The 11,420-nt window shown below is 51.0% G+C and carries 10 protein-coding genes; 8 read left to right on the top strand and 2 right to left on the bottom strand.

Annotated features, from left to right (window positions below):
• The first annotated feature begins 93 nt into the window (after nucleotides 1-93).
• Entirely contained in the window at nucleotides 94-2,328 is a 2,235-nt protein-coding gene (locus AB1611_19625; GenBank protein ID MEW6381792.1) for a PAS domain S-box protein, read from the top strand.
• 14 nt (nucleotides 2,329-2,342) lie between these two features.
• Here the strand turns inward: AB1611_19625 and AB1611_19620 are convergent, their stop codons facing one another.
• Nucleotides 2,343-2,585 (bottom strand): hypothetical protein, encoded by a 243-nt coding sequence (locus tag AB1611_19620; protein ID MEW6381791.1) that lies wholly within the window; start codon nucleotides 2,583-2,585, stop codon nucleotides 2,343-2,345.
• Between the two features lie 374 nt (nucleotides 2,586-2,959).
• Between AB1611_19620 and AB1611_19615 the strand changes: the two genes are divergently transcribed.
• From AB1611_19615 to AB1611_19605, 3 genes are all read left to right on the top strand, one after another.
• The gene (locus tag AB1611_19615) at nucleotides 2,960-4,723 is read left to right on the top strand and encodes a formate--tetrahydrofolate ligase (protein MEW6381790.1); all 1,764 of its coding nucleotides are present in this window, start codon (nucleotides 2,960-2,962) and stop codon (nucleotides 4,721-4,723) included.
• Nucleotides 4,724-4,936: 213 nt separating this feature from the next.
• Nucleotides 4,937-5,146 (top strand): hypothetical protein, encoded by a 210-nt coding sequence (locus AB1611_19610; protein MEW6381789.1) that lies wholly within the window; start codon nucleotides 4,937-4,939, stop codon nucleotides 5,144-5,146.
• A 48-nt stretch (nucleotides 5,147-5,194) separates the two neighbouring features.
• Nucleotides 5,195-5,506 carry a hypothetical protein gene (locus tag AB1611_19605; protein MEW6381788.1) on the top strand — a complete coding sequence of 104 codons (312 nt, stop codon included), beginning with the start codon at nucleotides 5,195-5,197 and terminating at the stop codon, nucleotides 5,504-5,506.
• A gap of 255 nt (nucleotides 5,507-5,761) precedes the next feature.
• On the opposite strand, the gene AB1611_19600 is transcribed toward AB1611_19605, so the two are convergent.
• A complete protein-coding gene (locus tag AB1611_19600; GenBank protein ID MEW6381787.1) occupies nucleotides 5,762-6,124 on the bottom strand; it encodes a hypothetical protein in 363 nt (120 codons plus the stop codon).
• 125 nt (nucleotides 6,125-6,249) lie between these two features.
• Here AB1611_19600 and mtaB point away from each other — a divergent pair, with 125 nt between their 5' ends.
• The 4 genes from mtaB (at nucleotide 6,250) to AB1611_19580 (ending at nucleotide 11,206) form a co-directional block, all read left to right on the top strand.
• Nucleotides 6,250-7,572 (top strand): tRNA (N(6)-L-threonylcarbamoyladenosine(37)-C(2))-methylthiotransferase MtaB, encoded by a 1,323-nt coding sequence (gene mtaB, locus AB1611_19595; GenBank protein MEW6381786.1) that lies wholly within the window; start codon nucleotides 6,250-6,252, stop codon nucleotides 7,570-7,572.
• A gap of 139 nt (nucleotides 7,573-7,711) precedes the next feature.
• Complete coding sequence (locus tag AB1611_19590) at nucleotides 7,712-9,436, top strand: proline--tRNA ligase (GenBank protein MEW6381785.1); 1,725 nt, start codon at nucleotides 7,712-7,714, stop codon at nucleotides 9,434-9,436.
• Nucleotides 9,437-9,492: 56 nt separating this feature from the next.
• Nucleotides 9,493-9,795, top strand: a complete 303-nt coding sequence (locus tag AB1611_19585) for a hypothetical protein (GenBank protein MEW6381784.1) — start codon at nucleotides 9,493-9,495, stop codon at nucleotides 9,793-9,795.
• 52 nt (nucleotides 9,796-9,847) lie between these two features.
• Entirely contained in the window at nucleotides 9,848-11,206 is a 1,359-nt protein-coding gene (locus AB1611_19580) for a TrpB-like pyridoxal phosphate-dependent enzyme (GenBank protein MEW6381783.1), read from the top strand.
• Nucleotides 11,207-11,420 lie beyond the last annotated feature (214 nt).

Genomic DNA, 11,420 nt, shown 5'->3' with positions numbered 1-11,420 from the left:
CTGGCATGATAATCACTCCTTTCAGACCTTTTTTGATACCTCTTCTCTGGTACCAAGGATATTTTACCATGTCCGAACCTCTTTTTGTTTTCTATGTGGTCGCGTATTTATGGCGACCTGTACTTAGAGGGAAAGACCACTTTTGTCAATCCAACCGCATTAGCTGTAACCGGCTATGAAGCCGAAGAGCTCATTGGCCGCCACCAGCATGAGCTTCTCCATCATTCAAAAGCTGACGGAAGTCTTTATTCTTCTGAGGAATGTCCAATCTATGCAACTATGAGGGATGGGATCCCTCGTTATACCACTGAGGAAGTATTTTGGAGGAAAGATGGTTCAAGTTTCCCGGTTGAATATGTGAGTACTCCAGTTCAAGAGAAAGGAAAAATTGTTGGTTCTGTTGTGACTTTTAAAGATATTACCGAGCGCAAGCGGGCGGAGAAGGCACTAAGAGAGACGAGTAATTACCTCGAGAAGCTGATTCAGTACGCTAATGCACCAATCATTGTCTGGAATCCCGATATGACTATCGCACGCTTTAACCAGGCTTTCGAGCGTCTTACCGGATATACGGCTGATGAAGTCGTTGGCCGGAAAGTGAACATACTTTTCTCTGAAGCAAACCAAAACGAATCGATGGATAAAATAACCCGCGCCTTGACCGGGGAACACTGGCAGACAGTGGAAATTCCCATCCGCTGCAAGGCTGGCGACATACACCATGTACTCTGGAATTCAGCAAACATTTATGCAGAAGACGGCACGACCTTATTGGCCACCATAGCCCAGGGTATAGATATCACCGAGCGCAAACTGGCGGAAGAAAAAATCAGCTTTCTTGCGAAATTACCTGCAGAAAACCCAAACCCTATCATGCGCATTGCCAGGGATGGTAAGATTTTGTATGCCAATGGTGCCAGCTCACTGTTATTAGCTGAATGGAGTAGATCCATCGGGGAATATCTCCCTGATAAGTACTATCAATTGATAAAGGAATCGTTTGACTCCAGGCAGAATAAAGAAATGGAATTGAGCTGCAACGGTCATGTCTTTTCCTTCTTTGTCGCACCGATAATTGACTATGGTTATGCCAATCTCTATGGCAGGGATATTACCGGGTACAAGCGTGCGGAGGAGGAAAAAGCGAAAATTCAGGCTCAACTCCTTCAATCGCAAAAAATGGAAGCCATCGGCATCCTGGCCGCAGGTGTGGCCCATGATTTCAATAACCTGCTGACCACGATCCAGGGGTATACCACCCTGGCTCTGATGCACATATCCGATTCAGATGCCGCAACCAGGAATCTCCACCAGGTAAGGAAATCGGCTGACCGGGCAGCTAATCTTACCCGCCAGTTGCTCCTTTTCAGCCGCAAGCAACACATGGAACCGGCTCCTCTGGACCTTAACGGAATAATCGACGATCTGCTTAAGATGCTCTACCGCCTCATTGGTGAGGATATTGTCATTATTACCGAGCTGGAATCTCATCTCTGGCCAATTATGGCTGATGAGGGGACCATTGAGCAGGTAATCATGAATCTGGCCGTCAATGCCAGAGATGCAATGCCGAAAGGGGGCAGGCTCACCATCAAAACTGAAAACCTGACCATGGATGAAGAGCATGCCAAAACCATTATTGAGGCACGGCCAGGCAATTTTATCCGCCTCTCGATTGCGGATACCGGCAGCGGTATGGATGCACAGACCATTGAGCGGATTTTTGAGCCCTTTTTCACCACCAAGGGGGTCGGGAAAGGGACCGGCCTTGGCCTATCGGTGGTCTATGGCATAGTCAAGCAGCATGAGGGATGGATCAATGTCTCCAGTGAGCCGGGCAAAGGGTCGGTATTTGAGATTTTCCTGCCAGCCCTTTTAACTGAGGCAAAGAAGAAAGAAGAAGAAGAAGAAGCTCTCCCTTTACCGAAGCTTCAGGGTAAGGGTGAGCACATTTTATTGGTGGAGGATGAAGAGGAAGTTCGCCAATTGACGGCAAGAATACTTCGGGAAAACCACTATACTGTGGAGGAGGCTTCAAGCGTCCAGGAGGCGTTGAATGACTTTGATCAGGAGAGGGGAAAGTTTACGGTGGTGGTAAGCGATGTCGTTTTACCTGATCAAACGGGGCTTGATTTAGTCGATCAACTCCTTCTGCGCCAGTCCGACCTCCAGGTCCTTCTGGTTAGCGGCTATACGGACCAAAAGGCACAATGGCCCATTATTAGAGAGAGAGGATTCCGCTACCTTCAGAAACCATATTCTTTGTCCGACCTGCTTCGAACTCTGAGAGAGCTTATCGAAGCGAAAGCACCAAACACCACCTCATGACCTGACCTTATTGCTTATGCATTTGCTTCCTTGTTAATATAAACATGACCATGGTCAAGATCACAGGCATGGGTATGATTATGGTTATATCCATGATCTTGTTCACGCTTCCACTCCCTGAATATTAATACCTCTTCATCCTCTGCTCGGTGATAAGTCCCAGTGCATCTTTCAATTCTGGATGTTTGCCCTTCCCTGGCAAACAATGCAACTTCTTCGCCTTTTAATTCAAAACAATGTCCTTCCACGAAACGCATTGCCCCTCCCTGTAAGGACTGAATAAAACAGGAAATATAGCAGCAGCCCAAATAAGCTGTATATAATAATTGATGATGAAATACTTGTCAACCAAAAAATGAAGGTTGAAAAACAGCATCCGGCATCTCTATCAATTTTTTAAACGTTGTTTTATATTTTCCCCTGTGGTATACTACCTTCGTTCCAGAACCAGCGCATATTCCAGGCGATGGTAAGGATAGCAGGCCGGATCAACCGAATAGCAGCAGTAATAAAAGACCCAACAGGAAGTAAAGACCCAGCAGCAGTAGCAGGTGAAAGATTCAACCAAGCGATACTATCGCTGCATTCCTCAAACCAAAACATCATCTCAAAAAACTGATGGAGGGTAACCATGCCTTTAGATCCAAGACAGCACAAAGACTGGGAAATTGCTGAAGAAGCAGAAGGCCGGATGAAGACTGTATCCGAATTGGGGGAGATGCTCGGCCTGGAAAACACGGAGCTGCTTCCCATGGGACACTACCTGGGGAAGCTGGATTTTGCTGCTATCCTGAAGCGATTGAAAGATAAACCAAATGGTAAATACATCGATGTAACGGCCATTACTCCGACCCCGCTGGGCGAGGGAAAAAGCACTACTACCATGGGTCTGGTCGAAGGGCTTGGAAAGAAAGGAATTAAGGTCATAGGAGCCATCCGCCAGCCATCCGGCGGGCCAACCTTTAACATCAAGGGAAGTGCAGCCGGAGGAGGACTGGCCCAGTGTATCCCCCTGACTCCTTTCTCGCTGGGCCTGACCGGAGACATCGACAAGGTGACCAATGCCCACAATCTGGCCATGGTGGCCCTGACTTCACGGCTGCAGCATGAGTGTAATTATACCGATGCCGAACTGGCCAAACGGGGTTTGAAACGGCTGGATATCGATCCCAAGAATGTCGAGATGCGCTGGGTCATCGATTTCTGTGCCCAGTCGCTGCGGGATATTATCATTGGACATGGCGGCAAGATGGATGGCGTACTCATGAGATCCGGTTTTGCCATTGCCGTCAGCTCCGAAATCATGGCCATTCTGGCTGTCTCCACCAGTCTGAAGGATATGCGGGAGCGGATGGGCAAGATCGTCGTGGCTTACAACAAGCGCGGTGAGCCGGTCACTACCGGAGACCTCGAGGTCGATGGGGCCATGACTGCCTGGATGGTGCAGGCCCTCAATCCGAACCTGTTGCAAACCCTCGAAGGACAGCCGGTTCTGGTTCATGCCGGTCCTTTTGCCAATATCGCCATTGGCCAGTCCTCGATCGTGGCCGATCAGATAGGGCTGAAACTGGCTGATTACGTGGTCACGGAAAGCGGATTCGGCGCCGACATCGGTTTTGAGAAGTTCTGGAACCTCAAGTGCCGCTTCAGCGGCCTGAAGCCGCACTGCGCGGTCATTGTGGCCACGGTCCGGGCCCTCAAGATGCACGGAGGCGGCCCCAAGGTCGTGCCCGGAAAGCCGCTGGACGAAGCCTATACTTCCGAAAACGTGGACCTGGTCGCAAAGGGCTGCCAGAACCTGATTGCCCATATCGAGACAGTCAAAAAGGCCGGAATCAACCCGGTGGTTTGCATCAATGCCTTCCATACCGACACGAAGGACGAAATCGCCGCCATCCGCCGCCTGGCCGAGCAGACAGGTGCCAGAGTGGCTCTCTCGGAGCACTGGCTGAAGGGTGGAGAAGGAGCCCTGGAGCTGGCAGACGCGGTAATGGATGCCTGCAGGGATGAGAATGACTTCCGCTTCCTGTATGCCGATACCACGCCGCTGCGGGAGCGAATCAAACTCCTGGCCACCGAGGTCTATGGAGCCAGTGATGTGACCTATTCTCCCGATGCTCTGGCCAAAGCCAAAAAGATCGAGGAGGACCCGGAGCTTGCCAAACTGGGCACCTGCATGGTCAAAACCCACCTCAGCCTTTCCCATGATCCGAATATCAAGGGCCGTCCCAAGGGATGGACTCTGCCCATCCGGGACATCATGCTGTACCGGGGAGCTGGATTTGTGGTGCCAGTGGCCGGAGATATCAAACTGATGCCCGGAACTGCCTCCGATCCTGCTTTCCGGCGAGTCGATGTGGATACCGAAACCGGTAAGGTGAGGGGGTTGTTTTAAGGGGTTTTCCGGCTTATTGGGAAAAGTTTCCTTCAAAAGCCTGCCTGAAGATGATTCAGGCAGGCTTTTTTGTTAGCTGAATACAAATTGAAGAGTTTTAGGATAACATCCTGATTAAAAAATCCAATGGTGATTTATTTTTGTGCCGATTCTAAGGTTAGAGGCCGTTAAACGGATAATCTATATTTATCATTCCAGACGAGAGAGGACTCTATGGAATCGTATGGAACATACCAAGTTTCCGAGAAGAAGTGCGCGACCTGCGCCTATTGGGATGGTGAACGAAGGATTGAATTGCGGATGAATAAGCCTACGTATATTCAGGCTGCAGCCGGAAGCGCAGTTTGTATGGTGAATAAGAACCGTAAGATTAGCTCCATTAACTTCTGTGCCAGTTGGCGACTCTGGGAAAAGATCGCCTGACAGTAACAAAGCCAAAACAGAACGGTATGTTTGCATAAGGAGCCCACAATGGCACGAGAAAAAAAGACAGAGGTCAATCATAGGGAAGCGGTATTTCTCAACACGTCAAATAAAAAAGGGCCATGCGCGTTTTTGGTTGAGATCAAATTAGTGAAGAATGGCAGGGAATACGATATCCCGAATGCCCTTGTTCAGGCTGTCGGGCAGCTCAATATTTACACCGTTGACCTTGGAATAGTCCTTATATTTGACGATGGAAGAGGCAAAGATATAGGATGGAGGGGGTGTCCCGAAGGAAACCTTATCAACACATTAATCTCCACTTATCCAAACTTGTGGCCTTTTTCCTCCTGGCTATGATGAGTAAAGCCGCATCTATCAGGCCAACCCCTTGTGATAGGAATTTATTTTTTCCAGAGCACAGACCTGCTTCGATCCATATACCCGATTCTTCAGCTTTGGGTAAATACTTCCAGTAGCTCATTATTATATCGCGTTCTCTTTCATCCCTGGCACCCTGGAGCAATTCTCCAAAGACACATTCGACGGCCAGGATTTCCTGATCTTCATTTACGTTCTGGGGGTCAGCCCTTGAAATTTGACATCCTTTATTTGTCAAATTTCAAGGGCTGACCCCAACGACCCTGTTACTACCGCCTTGAGTATCATCCTCACAGAATCTCTTGCTTCTGGCAGTCGCAGCTTGTTATCAAGCTGGTTCAGGCTCTTGAGTCTCAGGATAGGTATCAAAAGAAGTGATTTAAAAATATCGACAGGAGAAATTCGGGGATGCTTTCTGGCATCTCCTACTTTTATCCCAAGGAATTCTAACCTCTGACAAAGGTCTTTTACTTTTGCTATAATTATAGCTGGCAGATGTTCCCCATGTTCCTTTTCTCGATGAGGAAGGTGAAAAATGACCATCACCCCCACCCAGACTCCCCCCTCAAGGGGGAGGGGAGTTATGGAGGCTCCCATACAAGATGGGGAACATCTGATCCAGACATGAGCGTTTGAAATAATTGGAATAATCTGCTATAATGGGCATTAAATATGCATGGAAACATATACTCTAAAAACAGGAAAAAATAAATACCAGACCCATGACCCCAAAAGCAGCATTATTTACCCTTGGCTGTAAGTTGAACCAATACGAAACCATGTTCCTGCAGGAGCAATTGGAAAAATGCGGCTATGCTATTGTTCCTTTCGAGAGTGTGGCGGATGTATATATTATCAATACCTGCACGGTTACCAATAAAGGAGATTATCACTCCCGGATGAAGATCAGGCAGGCCCAGCAGACCAATCCCGAGGCGTTGATTGTGGCCACGGGATGCTCGGCGCAGGTCAATCCGCAGCGGCTTGCCGCCATGCCCGGCGTGGATCTGGTTCTCGGCAATGCTGAAAAGGGCGATCTCATCCGCTATCTTACCTCACTAACCCAAAAAGGTCATTCGGAAGTCCGGGTAAGCGAGCTTGGCCAAAAGACCCGATTTCAGCCCCAGGTTATCAATTATTTTTCCGGCTACACCCGCGCCTTTTTGAAAATCCAGGAAGGGTGTGACCACCAGTGCAGTTACTGCATCGTGCCCGCTGCCCGCGGGAAGAACCGGAGCGCCCGCTTTGAGGATGTCCTTGCCCAGGTTCGGCGGCTGCTTGAAAACGGCTATCAGGAACTGGTTCTGACCGGCGTTCACCTTGGCACTTACGGCCAGGACATGGCGGAGAAGATCACCCTCTCTGACCTGCTTGAGGCCATGCTTGCCTGCCCTGGTCCCCGGTCCGGCCATTTCCGGGTGCGCTTGAGCTCCATCGAGCCCACGGAGTTCACTCCGGCCTTGAAAAGGCTGGTGACCCAGTCGCCTCAAATCTGTGCTCATTTGCATATTCCCCTCCAGAGCGGGGACGACGAGATTCTTCGAGCCATGCGAAGGCCTTATCTGAGCGCCCATTACCGGGAGCTTATCGAAGAGATTGTCTCCTGCAGGCCTGAGACAGCCATTGGAGCGGATGTCATAGTCGGCTTTCCCGGTGAGACTGAGGAGAGCTTTCAGCGGACCTTCCAGTTTATCGAAGCTCTGCCCCTGGCGTACCTGCACGTTTTCAGTTTTTCCCCGCGGCCGGGAACGGAAGCCAGCCGGATGCCCCATCAGATCGATGGCCGCATCAAGAAGGAACGCTGCACCACCTTGCGGGCTTTGAGCAGGAGGAAATTTTTTCACTTCAGGCGGCAATTCCTGAATGTTCCCCTTCCGGCTCTCGTTCTGGGGCAGAAGGATGAGCAGACCGGAGGACTTATTGCCCTGACCGGAAATTATATCAAGGTAGTGGTCGATGAGGCCAAGGACTTGATCAACCGGCAGGTTATGGTGGAAATAACTGAGGTTCTCGAAGGAAAGACCCTGGGGAAGATACACGCATAAGTATTGGGGCTTGCAAAAGCAAGGGCTCTTTGCTACCATGAGCGAAGCAAAAAAACAGAGATACCCCTTATTACAGGGTGAATTGTAAAACAAGATTCCAGGATTCGGTAACATTCTGATTCTGAAGGAGAGGAAGAAGGTGCGATTCTCTGAGGCATTGATTAATACGGTCAAGGAACTACCGGCAGAGGCGGAGGTCATCAGCCATCAGTTGATGCTGCGGGCGGGCATGATCAGAAAGCTGGCGGCTGGCGTTTATATCTATCTGCCGCTGGGATATCGGGTTATTCAGAAAATCGAGGAAATCATCCGGGAGGAGATGAACCGTGCCGGAGCACTGGAGGTGCACCTGCCGGTGCTGTGCTCTGCGGAGCTCTGGCAGGAGAGCGGGCGCTGGTCTTTGTACGGGCCGGAGCTCATGCGGCTGCGTGACCGGCATAACCGGGAATTCTGTCTGGGGCCGACCCATGAGGAGGTCATCACCGACCTGGTCCGGCGCGAGGTACGGTCCTACCGCCAATTGCCGCTGAATTTATATCAGATTCAGACCAAATTCCGTGATGAAATCCGCCCTCGCTTCGGACTGATGAGGGGCCGGGAATTTATCATGAAGGATGCCTACAGTTTCGACCGTGACAATGCCGGGGCGGATATCAGCTATCAGAAGATGAAAGAGACGTATCAGAATATCTTTCGCCGCTGCGGACTGGTATGCAGGGCTGTTGAGGCTGATACGGGTGCCATTGGCGGGAGTTTTTCCCATGAGTTCATGGTGCTGGCGGAAGCTGGCGAGGACCGGATTGCCAGTTGCACCCGGTGTGAATATGCCTCGAACGTCGAAAAGGCCACCTCTACCCTGCCGGCTGAAGAGCCTGTGCATAATTCCCCTGCCTGGCCGGTGATGCAGCCGGTATCGACTCCTGATCTTTCGTCAGTCCAGGATGTCGCCGCATTCCTGAAGGTGGCTCCTTCGCAGATTGTCAAAACCCTGCTCGTTGCGGCTGATGGGCAGGTTATTGCCGTCCTGATCCGGGGGGATCAGGAATTGAATGAAATAAAATTGAAAAATCTGACCGGTGCGGCTGAAATCGTTATGGCCACCCCGGAAACGGTCGAATCAATAACCGGCGGGAGTGCAGGTTTCTCCGGACCCGTGGGATTGACCGGCGTTCGGATCATGGCTGATCACTCGGTACGGAATCTGGAAAATTTTGTGACCGGGGCCAATCGGAAGGACACCCATTTCACGAATGTGAACTGGGGGAGAGACTGCCCCAGGCCGGACTTCTTTGATTTACGGGTGGTCCAGGAAGGTGACCCCTGTCCTTGGTGCCAGGGGCCGCTGCGAATCAGCCAGGGTATCGAGGTGGGCCACATTTTCAAGCTGGGGACCAAATACAGCAAGGCATTGAAGGCCACCTATCTTGACCAGAATGGCGAAGAGCAGATTATCATCATGGGCTGCTACGGCATAGGAGTCGGCAGGACCATGGCTGCTTCGATCGAGCAGAACCATGACCAGGACGGTATTATCTGGCCAATGCCGATTGCTCCGTATCAGGTCATGGTGCTTCCGACGGATACCACCGATAAAAATATCAGGGAAACCGCACAGGCAATTTATCAGGAACTACTGGCCGCCGGCCTTGAGGTGATTATCGATGACCGGGAGGAGCGACCCGGAGTCAAATTCAAGGATTCGGATTTACTGGGTATCCCTCTTCGAATAACCATTGGCAGTAAATCATTGAAGCAGAATTCAGTAGAGATTCGTATCCGAAAGACGGGCCAGGTCATTCAGGTTCTGAAAGATGAATGCCGGCAGAAAGTTCGGCAAATGGTCAGCGAGATGCTGAAGGTGTGATGACAGGCTAATTATTCGAGAGTTCATTTACTTGAGAAGAAGAGGGGTAAGAAACCATGGGCAAAAACAAGGATAAGTTGAAAGCCATGATCCGTGAGTTGGGTGATGCCATCAGTGATAATCTGATCCAGTCGAATGCTGTTCAGGATGTGCTGCAGCGGATCAAGGAGCATGGATATCATGTAGACCTGTCTTTGGCCGTCGGAGTCTGTTTATACCGGGACCAAAAGGAGGATGAGAGCCCATCGGCATCTTGTCTGCCTGAAGATGCTGACCATGAGCTTCGTTTTGAAATCAATCAGCATGACCTGGAATTTCTGAATTCGATTCGTATCAAGCTCGATTCACGTCAAGATTGATCCTGTGTCAAAAGTGGAAAAGAAATCCATTGAGGAAAGGAGATAAGGAGAAATGCAAGATCGAAAGATAATGCTTTCCGAAAAGGAGATGCCCTCGACATGGTATAATGTTCTGCCTGACTTGCCTACCCCTTTGAGTCCGCCGCTGCATCCGGCCACTCATGAGCCCATCGGTCCGGAAGCCCTGCAGGCGGTATTTCCCGATGCGCTGATCGAGCAGGAGGTGAGCGGCAAGTCAACCATTCCAATCCCGGAGGAAGTCCTTGATGTTTACCGCCTCTGGCGGCCGACACCTCTGGTCAGGGCCTATGGCCTGGAGAAGAAGTTGAACACACCGGCGAAAATTTACTATAAAAATGAAGGGGTGAGTCCTCCCGGAAGCCATAAGCCGAATACTGCCGTGGCTCAGGCCTATTATAACAAGCAGGCCGGGGTGAAGAGGCTGGCTACGGAAACCGGAGCGGGGCAATGGGGAAGCGCGCTTGCTTTTGCCTGTAACCACTTCGGCCTCGAGTGCACGGTGTACATGGTCAAGGTCAGCTACCAGCAAAAGCCCTATCGAAGGTCGATGATGCATGTCTGGGGTGCAGAGGTGATCCCGAGCCCCAGCATGAAAACCAAATCGGGCCAGGATATTCTGGCCAGGGATCCGGATTCTCTGGGAAGCCTGGGGATCGCCATCAGTGAGGCCATGGAGGATGCGGCCCAGCATGCCGATACCAAGTATGCCCTGGGAAGCGTCCTGAATCATGTGCTGCTCCACCAGACTATTATCGGCCTGGAGACTCAGCAGCAGTTCAAGAAGATCGGCCTTGAGCCGGACATTCTGATCGGCTGCTGCGGCGGTGGGAGCAATTTCGCCGGGCTGGCCCTTCCCTATGTCAGGGAGAAGATCAGTGGCCGGAATCTGCGGATCATCGCCGTTGAGCCGACCGCCTGCCCCTCGCTCACCCGGGGGGAATTCCGGTATGATTTCGGGGATACCGCTCATCTTACCCCCCTTCTCAAGATGTTTACCCTGGGCCACACCTTTGTCCCGCCGGGAATTCATGCTGGCGGGCTCCGGTATCATGGGGCATCTCCCATTGTCAGTAATCTCCTCCATGACGGAATTATCGAAGCTGTAGGCTGCAAGCAAACGGCAATCTTTGAAAGCGCCCTGACCTTTGCCCGGACCGAGGGGATCATTCCTGCTCCGGAATCAGCCCATGCTATCCGGTGCGTGATCGATGAGGCGGAAAAGTGCCGACAGTCAGGTGAGGAAAAGGTAATCGTATTTTCCCTGAGCGGTCACGGGCATTTTGATTTAGCCTCATACGACAGCTACCTGGCCAGCCAGCTCCAGGATTATGAATATCCTGAAGAGAAAATCCGCCAGGCCCTCGATGAATTGCCGGTGATCGACAAATAGACCTCATGAAACAGGGTGATATCAGAAATCAAAGGGGGATGGGGAAATGAGTCGAAAGTATTACTATGTATTGTTGGCGACTGCACTGGTGCTCTTGCTTTTACCCATAACCGGCTGCAGTCTGAAGCCGAATATGCCCTGCATTCCCTGCCTTTAATAAGGGAAGCCGGGATAGATCATCAAAGAGGGATTGGCTCATCGAACGGTCATTCCC

The sequence above is a fragment of the bacterium genome (assembly GCA_040755755.1).
Classification (GTDB): Bacteria; SZUA-182; SZUA-182; order DTGQ01; family DTGQ01; genus DTGQ01.
Note: the sequence above shows the minus strand (reverse complement) of the source record. Positions and strands in the feature narration are given on the sequence as shown.

Excerpts from the sequence above, each read along its gene's own strand:
- AB1611_19625 (MEW6381792.1), top strand. The coding sequence starts at position 94 with ATGTGGTCGCGTATTTATGGCGACCTGTACTTAGAGGGAAAGACCACT.
- AB1611_19620 (MEW6381791.1), bottom strand. The coding sequence starts at position 2,585 with ATGCGTTTCGTGGAAGGACATTGTTTTGAATTAAAAGGCGAAGAAGTT.
- AB1611_19615 (MEW6381790.1), top strand. The coding sequence starts at position 2,960 with ATGCCTTTAGATCCAAGACAGCACAAAGACTGGGAAATTGCTGAAGAA.
- AB1611_19610 (MEW6381789.1), top strand. The coding sequence starts at position 4,937 with ATGGAATCGTATGGAACATACCAAGTTTCCGAGAAGAAGTGCGCGACC.
- AB1611_19605 (MEW6381788.1), top strand. The coding sequence starts at position 5,195 with ATGGCACGAGAAAAAAAGACAGAGGTCAATCATAGGGAAGCGGTATTT.
- AB1611_19600 (MEW6381787.1), bottom strand. The coding sequence starts at position 6,124 with ATGGGAGCCTCCATAACTCCCCTCCCCCTTGAGGGGGGAGTCTGGGTG.
- mtaB (MEW6381786.1), top strand. The coding sequence starts at position 6,250 with ATGACCCCAAAAGCAGCATTATTTACCCTTGGCTGTAAGTTGAACCAA.
- AB1611_19585 (MEW6381784.1), top strand. The coding sequence starts at position 9,493 with ATGGGCAAAAACAAGGATAAGTTGAAAGCCATGATCCGTGAGTTGGGT.
- AB1611_19580 (MEW6381783.1), top strand. The coding sequence starts at position 9,848 with ATGCAAGATCGAAAGATAATGCTTTCCGAAAAGGAGATGCCCTCGACA.